This window comes from Polaribacter sp. M10 (genome assembly GCF_054968445.1).
Genome location: NZ_JBSSBG010000005.1, coordinates 93,206 through 110,815 on the forward strand (window position 1 = coordinate 93,206; position 17,610 = coordinate 110,815).

Sequence of the window (17,610 nt, forward strand, 5' to 3'; positions counted from 1 at the left end):
ATTTAAAAAAGCGCTTTCTAGATATAGAAAGCGCTTTTTTTGTTTTAATTAAATTTAAATTTTATTTCTTCTTTTGTTTGCTAATAATGTATTCTTTAACAGCATAGCAATCGTCATTGGTCCAACTCCACCAGGAACTGGAGTAATGTATTCAGATTTTGCAGCAACCTCATTAAAAGCAACATCACCTACTAATCTAAAGCCACTTTTTTTACTTGGATCTGCCAATCTTGTTATACCAACATCTATTACAGTTACATTATCTTTAACCATATCAGCTTTTAAAAACTCAGGAATACCAATAGCAGCTACAATTATATCCGCTTGTAAAGTAATTTCTTTTAAGTTTTTAGTTCTACTATGGCACATGGTAACTGTTGCATTACCTACTTTTCTTTTTTGTGATAAAAGAATGCTCATTGGGCTACCGACAATATGACTTCTTCCTAAAACCACAACATGTTTACCAGAAGTTTCTACATTATATCTGTCTAATAACTCTAAAATTCCGAAAGGAGTGGCAGAAATAAAAGTTGGTAAATTCAATGCCATTTTTCCAACATTTGTTGGATGAAAACCATCAACATCTTTATCAGGATCTACAGCCATAATAACCTTTTGTTCATCTATGTGTTTAGGCAAAGGCAATTGTACAATAAAACCATCAATATCATTATCAATATTTAAAATGGCAATTTCATTTAATAATTCTTCTTCAGTAATATCTTCAGAAAGTCTTATTAAAGTAGATTCAAAACCTACTCTTTCGCAAGCTTTTACTTTTGCGTTTACATAGGTGATACTTGCGCCATCATTACCCACAATAATTGCAGCCAAATGAGGAGGTTTATGATCGTTATTTTTTAAATCTCTAACTTCTAAAGCTATTTCTTCTTTAATGTCGGCTGATGTCTTTTTTCCGTCTAAAAGTGTCATATATGTAATTACGAATTTTAAATTTAGAATTATGAATTAAAAATTTCAGATATTGAAAAATTTAAAATTCGTAATTCATAATTGATTTTAACGCATTCCTTTCATCATTTGCATCATCTTTCTACCACCACCACCTTGCATCATTTTCATCATTTTGCTCATTTGGTTAAATTGCTTCATTAACTGGTTTACTTCTTGTATTGATGTTCCAGAACCTTTTGCAATTCGTTTTTTTCGACTAGAGTTTATGGTAGATGGTGTGCTTCTTTCTGATGGTGTCATAGAATGAATTATTGCTTCAATACCTTTAAAAGCATCATCATCTATATCAACATCTTTCATTGCTTTTCCTGCACCAGGTATCATGCCTACTAAATCTTTCATGCTACCCATCTTTTTGATTTGCTGAATCTGACTTAAAAAGTCGTCGAAACCAAATTGATTTTTAGCAATTTTCTTTTGTAGTTTTCTAGCTTCTTCTTCATCATATTGATCTTGAGCTCTTTCTACAAGAGAAATAACATCTCCCATTCCCAAAATACGATCTGCCATACGATCTGGATGAAAAACATCAATAGCTTCCATTTTTTCTCCAGTACCAATAAATTTAATTGGTTTATCAACCACAGATTTAATAGATAAAGCTGCACCACCTCTGGTATCACCATCTAATTTTGTAAGTACAACACCTTCAAAATTTAAAATATCATTAAATGCTTTTGCAGTATTTACAGCATCTTGCCCAGTCATAGAATCTACCACAAATAAAGTTTCTTGTGGATTTACAGTTTTATGAATGTTAGAAATCTCTGTCATCATTTCTTGATCTACAGCCAAACGACCAGCAGTATCTATAATAACAACATTTTTACCATTTGCTTTGGCGTGTTTTATGGCATTCTGAGAAATTTCTACAGGATTTTGGTTGCCCACTTCTGCGTAAACTTCTACACCAATTTGTTCTCCAACAACTTGTAATTGATTTATGGCAGCTGGTCTGTACACATCACAACCTACTAATAAAACTTGTTTAGATTTTTTAGTTTTAAGGTAATTTGCCAGTTTACCAGAAAAAGTTGTTTTACCAGAACCTTGTAAACCAGACATTAAAATTACAGTAGGTGAGCCTCCTAAATTTATACCTACAGTTTCTCCACCCATTAATTCAGTAAGTTCGTCTTTAACCAACTTTACCATTAATTGCCCAGGATTTAATGTAGTTAATACATCTTGACCAATGGCTTTTTGCTGAACTTTCTTTGTAAAATCTTTGGCTATCTTAAAGTTAACATCGGCATCTAAAAGAGCTCTTCTAACTTCTTTTAAAGTTTCTGCAACATTAATTTCTGTAATTTGCCCATGACCTTTTAAGGTGTGTAAGGCTTTATCTAATTTATCACTTAAATTATTGAACATAATTTGTATTCATTTTTTTCGAAACACAAATATAAATATAACTGCTCTCTTATAAAAAATTAATATACTTAATCTCTTTTTAAAAATAAACTAGTAAAAAAGATTACTAAATGTACAAAGTTGGAGAGTAGAAACAAGAAAAACGAGAAAATTAAAACACTTTCTAAATTTAGAATTCCTAAAAATTGATCGCCTTTTAATAATCCTTGTTCATCTAACCTTAAAACAGCGTAAATAAATGGAATTATAGATAAAGTTTGTAAGACAATGTGCAACAGTATTAACCAGTTTTTTGGATTCTTTTTAGCCCAACTTAAGGCTACGTAATTCAGACCAATCAAACTAAAATAAAGGGCAGAAACGTAACACCAAAAATCTACATTTATTAAATAATTGATGTAGCTAATATTAATATCTATGGGAGTGTTTCTTTTTATTAATCCAATAATTATATAGACAGGAATTAACGCAAAAAAGTAATACTGAGGTTTTTTAATGATTTTATTCATTTACATAAGAATACAATCTTAAAAGTATGAAAATTAATTAGAACTTCAATTTAGAATTAAAAATATTAGATGTTTTTTCTTTTAAACTCAAAAAAACTACACTTCATTTTAAAAATTAGTATAGGTTTTTTAAAAAATATTAGAAATATTTTGTCCAGCAGAATTATTTTTTAGCTACAAACTCTAAAGCAGCTCCATTTATACAATGACGTTTGCCAGTAGTTTCTCGAGGCCCATCATCAAAAGAATGCCCCAAATGCCCACCACAAGTATTGCATTTTAGTTCTGTTCTGGCATAACCAATTTTATAATCAACATCTAATTCTACATTTTCCTTTATAGCTCTATCAAAAGAAGGCCAACCAGAACCAGAATCGTATTTATGTTCAGATTTATATAAAGGAGTTTTACAAGCAGCACAAACAAAAGTCCCTTTTTGGTGATTGTCATTTAAAGGACTCGAAAAGGCTCTTTCTGTACCAGATTCGCGTAAAACATAATACGCTAATGGAGATAGCAATTCTTTCCATTCAGCATTTGTTTTGCTTATTTTATAAGTTTTCTTTTTTTCTTTTGATGAGTTTTGTGCGTTTCCAACACAGCTTATCATCAAGAATAACATTAAAAGAGTGGCTACTTTTTTCATAAATTTAATTTGTATCATACCTATTATCAATAAGAATATAAATCTTTTAGTACTATCAATTTAGACGATTATAAATGATTAACCTTACAATATTATTAAAAACAATTTTCTAGATTTAAATAGATTACTTAAATTTAAAAAAATAATTTTAGGTAATAGTGACTAAATTATTGCAAAAGTGTCTTAAAATAAGAACCAAAAAGTATCAAATAATGAAAAAAATAATAGTTTTAGTAGTCGCAGTTTTTCTTTTTACTGAATGTAGTACAGTACCAATTACAGGAAGAAAACGAGTTAATTTTGTAAGCGATGCTCAAGTTTTACCTGCAAGTTTTGCTCAATATAATAGTTTTTTAGAAGAGAATAAATTATCTACCAATAGAGAAATGGCCAACCAAGTAAAAAACGTTGGTAAAAATATTTCTGCGGCTGTAGATCGTTTTATGAGAGCAAATAATATGGTTGCAGAAGCTAATTCTTATAAATGGGAATTTAATTTAATAGAAGATAAAACTGTAAATGCTTGGTGTATGCCTGGTGGAAAAGTGGTTTTTTATACGGGTATTATGCCAATTTGTGATAATGAAGATGGAGTAGCAGCAGTTATGGGACACGAGGTTGCACATGCATTTGCAAAACATGGTCAAGAAAGAATGTCTCAAGGGCAATTGCAACAAATAGGTGGTTTGGCTGTGGCTTTAGGTACATCTGGTAAAGATGCTAAAAGTCAACAAATTTGGAATACTGCTTTTGGTATTGGTTCTGGTTTAGGAATGTTAAAATTTAGTAGAGTTCATGAACAAGAAGCTGACAGGTTAGGTTTGGTTTTTATGATTATGGCTGGTTATGATGGAATTGAGGCTGCTGAAGTATGGGTTAGAATGAGTCAAAATTCTGGAGGAGGTTCTACACCAGAAATTTTAAGTACACACCCGTCTAACGAATCTAGAATACAAGATCTTAGAACATATTTGCCTACTGCAAAAAAATATGCAGCTCAATATAATGCAAATGGCGTTGTAAAATAAAATAGAAACAAATAGTTTCCCTATATTGTAACCGTTCAAAGATTTTATTTTGAACGGTTTTTTTATAAAATAAATTTTATGTTAAAAATAGGTGATAAGAAATTAATTAATGCTTGGGCTTTTTATGATTGGGCAAATTCGGTGTATTCTTTAGTAATCAGCACAGCTGTTTTTCCTTTGTATTATAGTGCAGTTACAGAAGGTAAAATTGTTACTTTTTTAGGCATGGAATGGAGTCATCCAGATAGTTTATACAGTTATGCTTTGTCTTTTTCTTTTTTAGTGGTTGCTTTTATTTCACCCATTTTATCAGGAATTGCAGATTATACAGGAAGCAAGAAAAAATTTATGAAGTTTTTCTGTTTTTTAGGAAGTTTATCTGTAATGAGTTTGTATTTTTTTGATGGATTAGACACAGTTTGGATTGGTATTGTTTTTACCATTTTAGCAAGTATTGGTTTTTGGGCAAGTTTGGTTTTTTATAACGCTTATTTGCCAGAAGTTGCACATCCTGAGCAACAAGATAAAGCAAGTGCTAAAGGATTTATTTATGGTTATGTTGGTTCTATAATCTTGTTAGTTATCAATTTAATTATGATTCAAATGCCAGATTTGTTTGGTTTAGATTCTGGATTGGCTTCTCGAATTTCTTTTGTTATGGTAGGTTTGTGGTGGCTAGGTTTTGCACAAGTTACTTTTAAACGTTTGCCTAATGATTTGTACAATAAAAAACCAGAAAAAGATTATATATGGAAAGGGTTTAGAGAGTTAAAATTAGTGGCAAAAGAAATTGCGAATTACCCTACTTTAAAAAAGTTTTTAATTGCTTTCTTTTTATTAAGTGTTGGGGTGCAAACTATTATTTTATTGGCTACTATTTTTGGATCTACAGAATTGGGTTTAGAAACAATCGATTTAATTATTACAGTTTTATTAATTCAGGTTGTAGCTATTTTAGGTGCTTTTTTGTTCTCTAGATTATCAGGTAAAAAAGGGAATTTTTATGCCTTAAAATTAACCATTGTAATTTGGATGGTAGTTTGTTTCTGTGCTTTTTTATTGCATAAAGACCTACCTAATGTTTCTCTTTATTTTTACAGTTTAGGTGCAGTTTTAGGTCTGGTTCTAGGAGCAATTCAATCTTTAACACGATCTACCTACTCTAAATTATTGCCAGAAACCGAAGATCATGCTACATATTTTAGTTTTTATGATGTTACCGAAAAAATAGCCATAGTTTTAGGAACAGCAGTTTACGGTATTTTGTATGCCATAACAGACTCTATGCAATGGAGTGTTTTGTGTTTGGCTTTTTTCTTTTTAGCAGCTTTAATAATCTTAAGCACTTTAAAGAAAACAAAATATGTGAGATAAAAAAAAGTGCTGTAAACCAGCACTTTTTTAAATATTTGTAAGTTCTTGTATTATTGAACAGAAATTGCAAAAGTTACTTCAACATCTGTACTACCTCCTGCATTGTCAGCAGTATCATCATTTGGTTTTGTTGGTTCATGTTTTAACACAATTGTTAACGTACCAACTCCAGCATCTCCTGTTGTGAGTGTAGTTTCAATTCCAATTGGGTTTCCATCACCATCTGTATCTGTTTTTGTAACAGAAACTCCTGAAATGTTAGATGAATAAAAGAATTCGTGCTCATCACCTTCATCTTTAACTTCTACAGTAATGTCATCTGCAGGATTTACAGTTTCATTTAGTAACTGTAAAACACCTGTATAAGTTGTATTTGCAGATAAAATAACAGCATCAGAATAACTTCCATCTTCTCCACCTTCGCCATCTAAATCTTGAAAAGTTAAAGTAAATGTATCTGTACCATCAGTTAATGTGTAATTAACTGTAGTAATTAATTCTTCTTCATGATCGTGATCATCATCATCATGATCATCATCAGAACATGCAGTAAAAGTTAATGCCGAAATAAATAAAATGGCTAAAAGTTTAATTGTTTTTATTGTTGTATTTGAATTTTTCATAATAGAGTGTTTAATATTTTATTTTTATTTTTAAATTAAAATTTCTGCCTAATTCATCAGCAAAATATCTTAATCTATTTAAGTGTTCTCTGTAAGACACATTAAATAAATTTTCGATATTAAAATCTAGTTGAATACTTCCTTTTTTAAAAGCTTTAAATTCAGCAGAAGAATTTAAACCAAATAATGAATAAGCAGGTGGTGTAGAACTAATGTCTACAAATACATCTTCTTGCGCAATAGCATTAAATGTGTAAAAATTGTAATCTGGGTATCGTTTTTGTTGTAAAACTGTTTTGTGTGTTAAACTTATTTTTAGGTTGTTTAACTGATTATTTGTGTACGAAATACGGTTGCTAAAATTAGCAGCTGGCATATGAATTAAAGGAATATCTTCAGAAATATTTGTTCCTTTTAATAAGCTTAAACTTCCTTTATAATCGAACTTGCTGTTAATTTTCTTGTTTACATCTATATCAACCCCAAAAATCTGTGCATTAATCTGGTTGTATTGCCAAACAGGAAATGCGCCTCTTATTGTTGTTGTAATTCCCACAGGGATTAATTGAATGTAATTACGAATATCCTTAAAATAAGGGCTAACAGAAAAACCAAAATTGTCTGATTTCTTCTCTAAAGAAATGGCAAATTTATTGGCTGTTTCTTTTTCTATGGTAAGTAACCCAATTTCTATTCTAGCAGCACTATGATGCAAACCATCACTAAATAATTCTGATGGATTTGGTACTCTTGATGCCAAACCATAATTTACTAATAACGACAGATTATTATCAAATTGTTTCGAGAAACCTAAGCTTGTTGAAATATTGTGGTAAGAAAAATTCGGATTTGTTGGAATATCTGTTCCATCAATTTCTCCATTTTCAAATTCAGGGAAAATTTCATCATAATTATAAGTCTCTTGCCAATCTGTAACATTATAATCTTTGTTGGCATCTATTCTAGAAAAATCATAACGAACTCCTGCACTGAATTCAGTAGATTCATTCAAGTCATAATTTCCTATTATATAAGTACCAAAATCATATTTATCATAATCAGGAATTAAAGGACTTGTACCTGTACCAGATATGGCATCATTTTGTTGATAACGTGCTAAAATACCCGTATTTAACTTTAAATTATCTGAATAATCTATGTTTAAATCAGACTGTAAACTGTTAGTAAATAATCGTAAATCGATAACAGGAGTATTACTTAAATCTCCTCTTCGTAAATCAAATTCTTTTCGTCTATTAATTTGAAAATCGTATTGAACTGTTAATTTTCCAAAACCTTTAAAGCGTTTGTATGCTTCTATTTTTCCTAAATGATGTAAAATAGATTGCTTTGGAAAAGTTATATCATAAGAAAAATCTTCAATAATTCTTGGTTCTTGACTGTTTATAGCGTTTACCAAATCATTTACATTACCAATGTGAGATGATTGTAAAATAGCAAACTCATTATCTACAACACTATAATACGCATCAAAACCTTTTTCGAAACTATTGTAACCCAATCTAAAGGATGCATTTATGCTTTTTGTTCCGCTATTAGTTAGGTAATAATCAGGTGCTTTAAAATCTCCAAATTGCTTATAATTCATCTGAATTTTACCATAAAAACCAGAATTGTAAGTTTTTATAAGTTCTGAAGTTATATTGCCACCCAAACCATTAGAATTAAATGATACCAAAGAGCTGCCAAAAAGGCTATCTTTAATAGCATATTTTTTAGGTTTAATTAAAATTAAACCTCCAATAGCATCACTACCATATTTTAACGTATTTGCACCTTTTATAACATTAATTCTATCACTAGCATTAATATCTACATTGGGTGCGTGTTCATCTCCCCATTCTTGGTCGAACATTCTTACATTATTGTTAATAAGTAAAAGTCTACTACTGTGTAAACCATGAATCATAGGTTTTACAATAGTATTACCAGTGTTTAAAGAAGATACACCACTTACGTTTTTTAAAGCATCGCCTAAAGATTTATCAGAAAAACCTTCTAAATCATTTTTCTTAATAGATTGTTCTATACTGGTAACTTCTGTTTTAAAATTTGTGGTTACAACAACTTCATTTAGTTCTTCTAAATGATGTTCTAACAAGATTTCTTTATACAAATCTCCTTGTATTGTAATTGTTAAATTTTGGGTTTCACAAGCAATGTGTTGTACTTCAATAATTAATGTACCCGAACATAAGCCCTTAAACTCAAATTCTCCTTTTTCATTGGTAGAAGTATATTTGTTTAAATTTTTTATGTGAACAGATGCACCAAAAATTGATGTATTGTTATGAAAGTCAGTTACCTTTCCTTTAAACGTATATTGGCATTCTTGTGCTATTGTATTTGTGCACATGCACAGTACAATTACACAATAACAGAATAATTTTATCATTGTTAATTTTAAAGTAATTTAAATTAATAGTCTTGAATTTAAATACTTATGGGTGGTCCCCTTAATAAAAATGATAATTGAGAATGATTTTTTAAAAAATAATACTGAATACTATAATCATCAGAATTTTCAGTATTGGTAGGTATTTCCTCGTAATTTGTGTTTAAATAAACATGACTTTGTTTGATTAAATGCAGATTACAATTAATATCTTTTTGATGTACGTGCTTTACTATTTTAGAAGTACAGACAGCATGCTTATGATTCATTAAATCATGAGCTGCGTTAATAGTAATTGGTAAGAAAAATATTACTATTAATAAAAGACTAATATGTTTTTGTGTCTGTTTGATCCTAATTCTTCTTTTTACGTGCTTTTAAATTCAATAATTCTACACCTAATGAAAAAGCAATCGCAAAGTACAAATATCCTTTAGGAATAGCACCTACAGTTTTGTTAAAAAATTTGGTATGTGATAAATGTGCACCTTCTGTAATTAACATAAACCCAATTAAAATTAAAAACGAGAGAGCTAACATTTGTATTGTTGGATTTCTATTGACAAATTTATTGATGGGTTGAGAGAAAATCATCATAATTATAATAGAGACAATTACAGCAATTATCATGATAATTAATGCGCCATTAATACCATTGGTCATACCAACAGCTGTTAAAATACTATCAAAAGAAAAAACGATATCAATTAAAATAATTTGAAAAATTACACTTTTAAAAGAAACTACTTTTGGTGATTTTAGTATTTGTTCTTCGTTAGTATGTTCTACTTTTTCTCTTATTTCTTTGGTGCTTTTGTACAATAAAAAAATACCTCCTAAAAATAAAATGATACTTTGACCTGTTAAACCCGTTTTAAACCAACCTAAATCTATTGAGAAAAAAGGATCTTTTAAAGCTATTAAATAAGATACACTAAACAGTAATGCAATTCTGGTAATCATTGCCAAAGCCAAACCTAATAAAGTGGCTTTTTTAACCTGATTTTCTGGTAGTTTATTGGCAGAAATAGAAATAAAGATAATATTATCTATTCCTAAAATAATTTCTAGAAAGGTAAGTGTTAGCAAAGAAACCCAAGTTTCTACTTGTAAAAATATTTCCATTTATTTTACTTTAATTACAGTACCCGTTTTTTTAAATTTCGAGAAACCAATTTTAACTGTAAAATCGTAAGAGTTTTCTCTAAACTTGTTTATTTGGATAAACATTGGATCTTTTTGCAAGCTATTTTTTGGATTGATGTATTTTAGAGTGTAAAAGAAATTGTTTTTCCATTCAATAGATAACGTATCTATTTGATCTCCATATTTACTAATCTGAATACTATCTTTTCTGATAATGGTTTCTTTTACAAAATCTTTACCCGCAGGAATTTCGAAAACACCTTCTTTAAATCGATTAGAGGTATCTTTTGTTGCAGGTTTACAAGACAAAAAGAAAACAGAAGTAAACACCATAAATAGCAAAGCAATAGAAGCTTTTCTGCCAAAGAATTGATTTCTGTTATAATTACTATTCCTTATATTTTTAGTTCTTTTTTCTTGCATCCTATAAATTTATATACCAGTATAATTAGCTGGTGTAATTGCTTTTAATTCTGCTTTAATGTCATCAGAAACCTCTAAAGTGTCTATAAAATCAGCAATAGAATTTTGATTGATTTTTGCATTAGTTCTCGTTAATCCTTTTAAGGCTTCATAAGGATTTGGGTACGCTTCTCTTCTTAAAATAGTTTGAATTGCTTCTGCTACAACAGCCCAATTATTTTCTAAATCTTGTTCAAATTTTTCTTTATTTAACAATAATTTGTTCAATCCTTTTAAGGTAGATGTAAACGCAATAATTGTATGTCCAAAAGGCACACCAACGTTTCTTAAAACAGTGCTATCAGTTAAATCTCTTTGTAAACGAGAAATAGGTAATTTTGCAGATAAGTGTTCAAAAATGGCATTTGCAATTCCTAAGTTTCCTTCAGAATTTTCAAAATCGATAGGGTTTACTTTGTGTGGCATTGCAGAAGAACCCACTTCACCTGCTTTAATTTTTTGCTTAAAATAATCCATAGAAACATACGTCCAGAAATCTCTGTCTAAATCTATGATAATTGTATTGATACGTTTTAAAGTATCAAACAAAGCAGCCATATGATCATAATGCTCAATTTGAGTTGTAGGAAATGAGTGTTGTAAACCTAATTTTTCTTGCACAAACTCCGTTCCAAAAGCTTTCCAATCGATATTTGGATAAGCTACTTTATGGGCATTAAAATTACCAGTTGCACCACCAAATTTGGCAGCACTTGGTATATCATTCAATAAATTAAATTGTTCTTTTAAGCGAACAACAAAAACGTCAATTTCTTTTCCTAATCTTGTTGGCGATGCTGGTTGACCATGCGTTCTTGCTAACATAGAAATATCTTTCCATTCAATTACCAATTCTTGCAATTTTTCTACAACTTCAAAATAATGAGGTACAAAAACATCATTCATAGCTTCCTTAATAGATAAAGGAATTGCAGTGTTGTTGATGTCTTGAGATGTTAATCCAAAATGTATAAATTCTTTATCTTTTTGTAAACCTAAAGCATCGAATTTTTCTTTTATAAAATACTCAACCGCTTTTACATCATGATTGGTAATTTTTTCGATATCTTTTATTTTTTGAGCATCTTCGGTTGTAAAATCAGTATAAATTTTACGTAAATCTTCGAATAAATCTGTATTAAAATCAGCCAATTGTGGCAAAGGAACTTCGCACAAAGCAATAAAATATTCAATTTCTACACGAACTCTGTATTTTATTAGAGCTTCTTCAGAAAAATAGTTTGCAAGTTTAGAAATTTTACCTCTGTAACGACCATCAATAGGAGAGATGGCATTTAATTGTGTTAAGTTCATTTTAATTTGATTGTGAATTGCAAAAATAGGTATTTTAACAGATTTAAGAACCAGAATTTTGATGTTTTTCTATCAATGTTAGAATATGTTTTCCTCTCGCTTTTGTGCCTTTACTTTCGTGAATAATTTTAGTTTCTATTAAATGTTTTAATTCAGGATGCACCCAATCTTTGTCTAATCCAAAAAGATATAAAGTATTCATAGTATAGGCTCTAACTGCTATTTTTTGTGGTGTAATAAGCCAATCGAAACCAGTTTCTATAATAGTATTGATGTGTTTTTCTGTAAGCGTAACTTGCACTTCATTAGGTGTTTTTGCATAATAAGTATTGGCCAAATGTTCGCATATTTTGGCACATGGTCTTGTAGCGCTATCAAAATAAACAAGACCAATATTTTTTGTAAATTGATCTAAATGCGGTAAAATCCAATCTAATTGATGATGGGTACAAATCCATTCTAAAATCCATGCTGCTTTTATAGAAATTTTATCATCTACCTTAAATGTTAGCGTTACTAAGTCTTTAAATAAATTTTGATTTTCTAACACAATATCTGCTACTGTTTCTCGGTTTTCCCTTTTAGGATTGGCCATATTATTAAGCTGTGCTGTTAAAAAATTAATGCTCATTTTTGGTTTGATTAATGTATATTTACTCTAAAATTTCTGTAATGCTAAATATAAAAAGACTAAGCTTTGTATTCGTGTTTTTTGCTTGCTTTTTTACAAGTAAAGAATGTAATGCCCAAAAAATAAATCAATTTAATGCCAATAAACAGAGAACTGGACTCTGGAAAAAATACTACCCAAATAAAAGAATTCGTTATACAGGTCAGTTTGTAAACGGAAAAGAAGTTGGTGTTTTTAAATTTTATGATATCACAGATTCTAAAAACCCAACTATTATTAAAAAATTCTCTGCCACAAGCGATTCTATAGATGTTTCCTTTTATACTGTTAGCGGAGTTTTAAAAAGTAAAGGTGTTTTTATCGGAAAAAAAAGAGTAGGCGAGTGGAAGTATTTTTTTACTGATGGTAAATTATTGTCTAAAGAGTTTTATGTTGATGGTAAATTAGATGGTGAATTAATTAATTATTATCCGAATGGAAAACCTGCAGAAATTTCTATTTATAAATTCGGTTTAAAAAATGGATTATCGCAAAAATATACAAGCAAGGGAATCTTAATCGAAGAATTGATGTATAAAAATGGAAAGCCTAATGGAGTTGCCAAATACTTTGAATTAACTGGTTTGTTAAAAGAAAAAGGAGTTTACAAAGATGGAAAAAGAGTTGGTAAATGGGAGTATTATTTAGATGGTGAAATGGCTTCTGATGAAGGGTTTAAGAAAAAGAAAACATTTACAAAAAAGAAAATTAATAAAAACTAATAGTCCATTTTTTATTTGGATGTTGATAAATCATTCACAAGTACTACAAATTTAATGCATCAATTTTTACAATAAATCCATCAATTCTTTCAATTTATAGTTCACTTACAAAGTCGTAACTTTGCAACCTCAAAATTAAAAAATGAAACGAGTAGTTGTTGGTCTTTCTGGTGGAGTAGATTCTAGTGTAACAGCACATTTATTAAAAGAACAAGGGTATGAAGTTATTGGGCTTTTTATGAAAAATTGGCACGATGATTCTGTTACCATTTCTAATGAATGCCCTTGGTTAGAAGATTCTAATGATGCCATGATTGTTGCAGAAAAATTAGGTATTCCTTTTCAAGTAGTAGATTTAAGTGCACAATACAAAGAGCGTATTGTAGATTATATGTTCGATGAATATTCTAAAGGTAGAACCCCAAATCCTGATGTACTTTGTAATCGAGAAATTAAGTTCGATGTTTTTATGGACATTGCTCTAAAACTTGGTGCAGATTATGTAGCTACTGGTCATTATTGTAGAAAAGGAGAGGAACAAATTGATGGTAAACCTGTGTATAAATTACTAGCAGGTAAAGACAATAATAAAGATCAATCTTACTTTTTATGTCAATTATCGCAAGAACAATTGGCAAAAGCCTTATTCCCAATTGGCGAATTAACCAAACCAGAAGTTAGAGAAATTGCCAAAGAAGCAGATTTAATTACAGCAGAAAAGAAAGATTCTCAAGGTTTGTGTTTTATTGGTAAAGTACGTTTGCCAGAATTTTTACAACAAAAATTACAACCCAAAGAAGGAGATATTGTTTCAATTCCTGTTGATTTTGAACAATACACAAAATCAGCTCCAAAGTTTGAAAACAAAGAAGCAGAACTCGCTTATTATGCAACTAAATTTTCTTACCATAAAGAAGATGGAAAAGTTGTGGGTAAACATCAAGGAGCACATTATTTTACAAAAGGACAACGAAAAGGATTAAATGTTGGTGGTACAAAAGAAGCTTTGTATGTTATAGAAACTGATGTAAATAAAAATGTAATTTATACAGGAGAAGGTAAAAATCATCCAGGTTTATATCGAAATGTTTTGTTTGTTTCTAATGATGAAATGCATTGGATTCGTGAAGATTTAATCTTAAAATCTGGAGAAACAATGCAAGTTGAGGCAAGAATTAGATACAGACAGCAATTAGAAAATGCTACTTTACACAAAGTTGATGCTGGTTTGTATGTAGAGTTTGATAACAAACAGTCTGCCATACAAGAAGGGCAATTTGTAGCTTGGTATAAAAATGAAGAATTATTAGGATCTGGAGTTATTTCGTAACCTCGTTTTATGACAAATAAAATCACGCAACTTTTTAATATTAAATACCCAATCATACAAGGAGGAATGGTTTGGGTTTCTGGATGGAGGCTAGCTTCTGCAGTTTCTAATGCAGGTGGTTTAGGCTTGATTGGTGCAGGTTCTATGTATCCTGATGTGTTAAGAGAACATATTCAGAAATGTAAAAAAGCAACAGACAAACCTTTTGGCGTAAATGTGCCCATGTTATATCCTCAAATTGAGGAAATCATGAATATTATTGTTGAAGAAGAAGTCAAAATTGTTTTTACATCAGCAGGAAACCCAAAAACTTGGACTTCCTTTTTAAAAGAAAAAGGGATTACAGTTGTGCACGTTGTGAGTTCTGTAAAATTTGCTTTAAAAGCTGAATCAGCAGGAGTAGATGCAGTTGTTTGCGAAGGTTTTGAGGCTGGTGGACATAATGGACGAGAAGAAACCACAACTTTTACTTTAATACCTATGGTTAAAGAAGCTTTAAATGTTCCTGTTATTGCTGCAGGCGGAATTGCAACAGGAAAAGGAATGCTGGCAGCTATGGTTTTAGGTGCAGATGGTGTACAAATTGGTAGTAGATTTGCTGCCACAGAAGAATCTTCGGCTCACATCAATTTTAAAAATATTATTGTTGATGTAAAAGATGGTGATACACATTTAACACTAAAAGAATTGGCTCCTGTACGTTTGATCAAAAATAAATTTTACCAAGAAGTACAAGAATTGTATCAACAAAATCCATCAAAAGAAGATTTAAAAGAATTATTAGGTAGAGCAAGAGCAAAAAAAGGAATTTTTGAAGGAGATTTAGAAAATGGTGAACTAGAAATAGGACAAATTGCGGGCTTAATTCATGATATAAAACCTGCTAAACAAGTTTTAGAAGAGATTATTAACGAGTTTACTGCTGTTAAAGCCACTGTTAATCAGCTTTAAGCATTTAATTAAAAGAAAATTAAATATTTACGTGTTTCTAATTTTATTGGCACTATATTTGCAACTTAATAAACGTTGTTAGGAATTAATTTAACAACACAATAATTTTTTATAATGAATAAAGGTACCGTAAAATTTTTCAATGATTCTAAAGGATTTGGATTTATCACTGAAGAAGGAACAAACAAAGAACATTTTGTACATGTGTCAGGATTAGTTGACGAAATTCGTGAAAACGATGAAGTTGAATTCGACTTACAAGATGGAAGAAAAGGATTAAACGCAGTAAACGTAAGAGTTTTATAATTATATATTACTAGTTAAATTTTTATCTAAAAGCCTATCAAAATTTTGATAGGCTTTTTTAGTTTTATGTATTAGGTAAAAAATAAGCTTTGTTATTTTTTGATAACTTTAATTAAATATTAATCGTTAATGTGATTCAATTACTTAGCAGGTATTTTAATTTCGTACAATTTTCTGCTTTTATTATTTAAGTGATGTTCTCTTAACCAAGGATTTAAAATTTTAAATTCCTTATAATTCATTCCAAACTTTTTTGCAAAAGCAGTAATATTTGTAATTGCAGTATCTACTTTTACAGTTGTCGTTTTTTCAATTGTATATAAATCTTCTTTTTCAAAAACAAAACCATATTTCTGAGGATTATTTATAATTTCTTTTAAGGCTAAAATTCTAAAAATATAACGCTCAGTTTCATCAGCAAGTTTTGCATCGTAATAATTGTCTACTTCTTGTGCCTCTAATCTTCTAGAAATTCCATAATTCCCAGCATTATAAGCTGCTGCTGCCAATGTCCAAGAATTAAAACGCTCTTTAGATTTTATCAAATATTCTGCTGCAACTTTGGTAGATTTTTCTATGTGATACCTTTCATCAACATTTTTATTAATTTCTAAACCAAATTCTTTACCAGTTTGTTTCATAAAATGCCACATACCAGCTGCACCAACACTAGAGGTTTCGTCTATAAACCCACTTTCTGCTAAAGCTAAAAATTTAAAATCGTCTGGTAAACCATATTTTCTTAAAAGTGGTTCTAATACAGGAAAATATTTATTGGCTCTTTTAATTAGTAACAAACCATTAGATTGCCAATACGTATTTACTAACAATTCTCTTTCCATTCTTTCTCTAACATCAGGTATTTCTAAAGGAACTCTTTCGCCTGCCAAATTTAAGTTTTCTGGTAGTTTTAAAGATTTAATTTTATAGTACTTATGAGTGCTTGCAATAGGATCTATTTCTTCTTTATTTATGGCATTTATAAAGATAGTTGTAATAAAAATGATACTTAATATAGATATAATTCTGAATGGTTTTTTCATGATCAATTTAATTTAAAGCATAAAAATACTTAATACTACTTGTTTAAAAAAGTTAAAGTATCTTCAATTATTTTTGATATTTGTTTAGCTTTTAAAATGATCATAGAATGATTTCCGTTTTCAATTTCTATAGCATTATTTATATTTTTTATTGGAAAAATTTCATCTTTGCTTCCGTGAATATGTGTAATGTTTTCTAGAACTATTTGCTGTTTCCAATTAAGCACATTTTCAATAGACCATTTTAAATAATTTTCACCTCTTACAGAAAGGTATTTCTTGTACATTTTGGCTTTCTTTTCTAAGGTTTTGCCAATAAAATATTTAGAATACGTCTCAAAATTAGTTACAATCTGAGTTGGGAATAATTTGTAAATTTTGCTTTTACTAGCAAATTGAAAAGTAGTTGGGAATTCAGTTTGAGATTTAACACTAGAGATAATAATTACCTTTTTAACATCGATAAATTTTGTTATTTCTTGTACTATAATCCCACCAAAAGAAACACCAACCAAAACAGGGTTTTCGTGTTTAATTTCTTTTGATAATCTTTTGGTATAACTACTTAAACTTTCTTCTAAACTTAAGGGTTCATTCCAAGTTAAATAATGCAATTCATATAACTCATTAGAAAGGGTTAAGTTTTCAAAAATTTCAGGTCCTGCAGCTAAACCAGGCATAAAATAAATATGAGTTTTAGACATAACAATTAATTAAA

The 17,610-nt window shown here is 29.6% G+C and carries 19 protein-coding genes; 6 read left to right on the forward strand and 13 right to left on the reverse strand.

The window, feature by feature from the left end; translation table 11 throughout:
* Positions 1–54: 54 nt before the first annotated feature.
* From folD to msrB, 4 genes are all read right to left on the reverse strand, one after another.
* Positions 55–936: a bifunctional methylenetetrahydrofolate dehydrogenase/methenyltetrahydrofolate cyclohydrolase FolD gene (folD, locus tag ACWYN7_RS07225; protein WP_462859217.1), complete on the reverse strand. Its 882-nt coding sequence runs from the start codon at positions 934–936 to the stop codon at positions 55–57.
* A gap of 87 nt (positions 937–1,023) precedes the next feature.
* A complete protein-coding gene (ffh, locus tag ACWYN7_RS07230) occupies positions 1,024–2,352 on the reverse strand; it encodes a signal recognition particle protein (RefSeq protein WP_462859219.1) in 1,329 nt (442 codons plus the stop codon).
* Between the two features lie 68 nt (positions 2,353–2,420).
* The gene (locus ACWYN7_RS07235; RefSeq protein WP_462859220.1) at positions 2,421–2,861 is read right to left on the reverse strand and encodes a hypothetical protein; all 441 of its coding nucleotides are present in this window, start codon (positions 2,859–2,861) and stop codon (positions 2,421–2,423) included.
* 163 nt (positions 2,862–3,024) lie between these two features.
* Positions 3,025–3,507, reverse strand: a complete 483-nt coding sequence (gene msrB, locus ACWYN7_RS07240; RefSeq protein ID WP_462859221.1) for a peptide-methionine (R)-S-oxide reductase MsrB — start codon at positions 3,505–3,507, stop codon at positions 3,025–3,027.
* 212 nt (positions 3,508–3,719) lie between these two features.
* Here msrB and ACWYN7_RS07245 point away from each other — a divergent pair, with 212 nt between their 5' ends.
* Positions 3,720–4,535, forward strand: a complete 816-nt coding sequence (locus tag ACWYN7_RS07245) for a M48 family metalloprotease (protein ID WP_462859222.1) — start codon at positions 3,720–3,722, stop codon at positions 4,533–4,535.
* A gap of 78 nt (positions 4,536–4,613) precedes the next feature.
* Entirely contained in the window at positions 4,614–5,909 is a 1,296-nt protein-coding gene (locus ACWYN7_RS07250; protein WP_462859223.1) for an MFS transporter, read from the forward strand.
* A 50-nt stretch (positions 5,910–5,959) separates the two neighbouring features.
* Here ACWYN7_RS07250 and ACWYN7_RS07255 read toward each other — a convergent pair whose 3' ends face one another.
* The 7 genes from ACWYN7_RS07255 to ACWYN7_RS07285 all read right to left on the reverse strand — a co-directional run bounded on the left by ACWYN7_RS07255 (position 5,960) and on the right by ACWYN7_RS07285 (position 12,501).
* Entirely contained in the window at positions 5,960–6,532 is a 573-nt protein-coding gene (locus tag ACWYN7_RS07255; RefSeq protein WP_462859224.1) for a type 1 periplasmic binding fold superfamily protein, read from the reverse strand.
* Positions 6,533–6,542: 10 nt separating this feature from the next.
* The gene (locus ACWYN7_RS07260; protein WP_462859225.1) at positions 6,543–8,909 is read right to left on the reverse strand and encodes a TonB-dependent receptor; all 2,367 of its coding nucleotides are present in this window, start codon (positions 8,907–8,909) and stop codon (positions 6,543–6,545) included.
* Between the two features lie 77 nt (positions 8,910–8,986).
* Positions 8,987–9,217: a hypothetical protein gene (locus tag ACWYN7_RS07265; RefSeq protein ID WP_462859226.1), complete on the reverse strand. Its 231-nt coding sequence runs from the start codon at positions 9,215–9,217 to the stop codon at positions 8,987–8,989.
* A gap of 85 nt (positions 9,218–9,302) precedes the next feature.
* Entirely contained in the window at positions 9,303–10,073 is a 771-nt protein-coding gene (locus tag ACWYN7_RS07270; protein ID WP_462859227.1) for a TerC family protein, read from the reverse strand.
* Entirely contained in the window at positions 10,074–10,517 is a 444-nt protein-coding gene (locus ACWYN7_RS07275; RefSeq protein WP_462859228.1) for a hypothetical protein, read from the reverse strand.
* 9 nt (positions 10,518–10,526) lie between these two features.
* A complete protein-coding gene (gene purB / locus ACWYN7_RS07280; protein WP_462859229.1) occupies positions 10,527–11,870 on the reverse strand; it encodes an adenylosuccinate lyase in 1,344 nt (447 codons plus the stop codon).
* Positions 11,871–11,913: 43 nt separating this feature from the next.
* Entirely contained in the window at positions 11,914–12,501 is a 588-nt protein-coding gene (locus ACWYN7_RS07285; RefSeq protein WP_462859230.1) for an adenylosuccinate lyase, read from the reverse strand.
* A gap of 41 nt (positions 12,502–12,542) precedes the next feature.
* Between ACWYN7_RS07285 and ACWYN7_RS07290 the strand changes: the two genes are divergently transcribed.
* The 4 genes from ACWYN7_RS07290 (at position 12,543) to ACWYN7_RS07305 (ending at position 15,849) form a co-directional block, all read left to right on the forward strand.
* On the forward strand, positions 12,543–13,262 hold the full coding sequence (locus tag ACWYN7_RS07290) for a toxin-antitoxin system YwqK family antitoxin (RefSeq protein ID WP_462859231.1): 720 nt from the start codon (positions 12,543–12,545) through the stop codon (positions 13,260–13,262).
* A gap of 142 nt (positions 13,263–13,404) precedes the next feature.
* A complete protein-coding gene (gene mnmA / locus ACWYN7_RS07295; RefSeq protein WP_462859232.1) occupies positions 13,405–14,592 on the forward strand; it encodes a tRNA 2-thiouridine(34) synthase MnmA in 1,188 nt (395 codons plus the stop codon).
* A gap of 9 nt (positions 14,593–14,601) precedes the next feature.
* Positions 14,602–15,543, forward strand: a complete 942-nt coding sequence (locus tag ACWYN7_RS07300; RefSeq protein WP_462859234.1) for an NAD(P)H-dependent flavin oxidoreductase — start codon at positions 14,602–14,604, stop codon at positions 15,541–15,543.
* Between the two features lie 114 nt (positions 15,544–15,657).
* Positions 15,658–15,849, forward strand: coding sequence for a cold-shock protein (locus tag ACWYN7_RS07305; RefSeq protein WP_105045262.1), 192 nt, complete (start codon positions 15,658–15,660; stop codon positions 15,847–15,849).
* 140 nt (positions 15,850–15,989) lie between these two features.
* On the opposite strand, the gene ACWYN7_RS07310 is transcribed toward ACWYN7_RS07305, so the two are convergent.
* Both ACWYN7_RS07310 and ACWYN7_RS07315 read right to left on the reverse strand, forming a co-directional pair.
* Positions 15,990–16,892, reverse strand: coding sequence for a lytic transglycosylase domain-containing protein (locus tag ACWYN7_RS07310; RefSeq protein ID WP_462859235.1), 903 nt, complete (start codon positions 16,890–16,892; stop codon positions 15,990–15,992).
* 35 nt (positions 16,893–16,927) lie between these two features.
* Positions 16,928–17,596 carry an alpha/beta hydrolase gene (locus ACWYN7_RS07315; protein ID WP_462859236.1) on the reverse strand — a complete coding sequence of 223 codons (669 nt, stop codon included), beginning with the start codon at positions 17,594–17,596 and terminating at the stop codon, positions 16,928–16,930.
* Positions 17,597–17,610: the final 14 nt, after the last annotated feature.

Bases quoted from the DNA above. Each gene is read 5' to 3' on its own strand.
- folD (WP_462859217.1), bottom strand. From the start codon at position 936: ATGACACTTTTAGACGGAAAAAAGACATCAGCCGACATTAAAGAAGAA.
- ffh (WP_462859219.1), bottom strand. From the start codon at position 2,352: ATGTTCAATAATTTAAGTGATAAATTAGATAAAGCCTTACACACCTTA.
- ACWYN7_RS07235 (WP_462859220.1), bottom strand. From the start codon at position 2,861: ATGAATAAAATCATTAAAAAACCTCAGTATTACTTTTTTGCGTTAATT.
- msrB (WP_462859221.1), bottom strand. From the start codon at position 3,507: ATGAAAAAAGTAGCCACTCTTTTAATGTTATTCTTGATGATAAGCTGT.
- ACWYN7_RS07245 (WP_462859222.1), top strand. From the start codon at position 3,720: ATGAAAAAAATAATAGTTTTAGTAGTCGCAGTTTTTCTTTTTACTGAA.
- ACWYN7_RS07250 (WP_462859223.1), top strand. From the start codon at position 4,614: ATGTTAAAAATAGGTGATAAGAAATTAATTAATGCTTGGGCTTTTTAT.
- ACWYN7_RS07255 (WP_462859224.1), bottom strand. From the start codon at position 6,532: ATGAAAAATTCAAATACAACAATAAAAACAATTAAACTTTTAGCCATT.
- ACWYN7_RS07260 (WP_462859225.1), bottom strand. From the start codon at position 8,909: ATGTGCACAAATACAATAGCACAAGAATGCCAATATACGTTTAAAGGA.
- ACWYN7_RS07265 (WP_462859226.1), bottom strand. From the start codon at position 9,217: ATGAATCATAAGCATGCTGTCTGTACTTCTAAAATAGTAAAGCACGTA.
- ACWYN7_RS07270 (WP_462859227.1), bottom strand. From the start codon at position 10,073: ATGGAAATATTTTTACAAGTAGAAACTTGGGTTTCTTTGCTAACACTT.
- ACWYN7_RS07275 (WP_462859228.1), bottom strand. From the start codon at position 10,517: ATGCAAGAAAAAAGAACTAAAAATATAAGGAATAGTAATTATAACAGA.
- purB (WP_462859229.1), bottom strand. From the start codon at position 11,870: ATGAACTTAACACAATTAAATGCCATCTCTCCTATTGATGGTCGTTAC.
- ACWYN7_RS07285 (WP_462859230.1), bottom strand. From the start codon at position 12,501: ATGAGCATTAATTTTTTAACAGCACAGCTTAATAATATGGCCAATCCT.
- ACWYN7_RS07290 (WP_462859231.1), top strand. From the start codon at position 12,543: ATGCTAAATATAAAAAGACTAAGCTTTGTATTCGTGTTTTTTGCTTGC.
- mnmA (WP_462859232.1), top strand. From the start codon at position 13,405: ATGAAACGAGTAGTTGTTGGTCTTTCTGGTGGAGTAGATTCTAGTGTA.
- ACWYN7_RS07300 (WP_462859234.1), top strand. From the start codon at position 14,602: ATGACAAATAAAATCACGCAACTTTTTAATATTAAATACCCAATCATA.
- ACWYN7_RS07305 (WP_105045262.1), top strand. From the start codon at position 15,658: ATGAATAAAGGTACCGTAAAATTTTTCAATGATTCTAAAGGATTTGGA.
- ACWYN7_RS07310 (WP_462859235.1), bottom strand. From the start codon at position 16,892: ATGAAAAAACCATTCAGAATTATATCTATATTAAGTATCATTTTTATT.
- ACWYN7_RS07315 (WP_462859236.1), bottom strand. From the start codon at position 17,596: ATGTCTAAAACTCATATTTATTTTATGCCTGGTTTAGCTGCAGGACCT.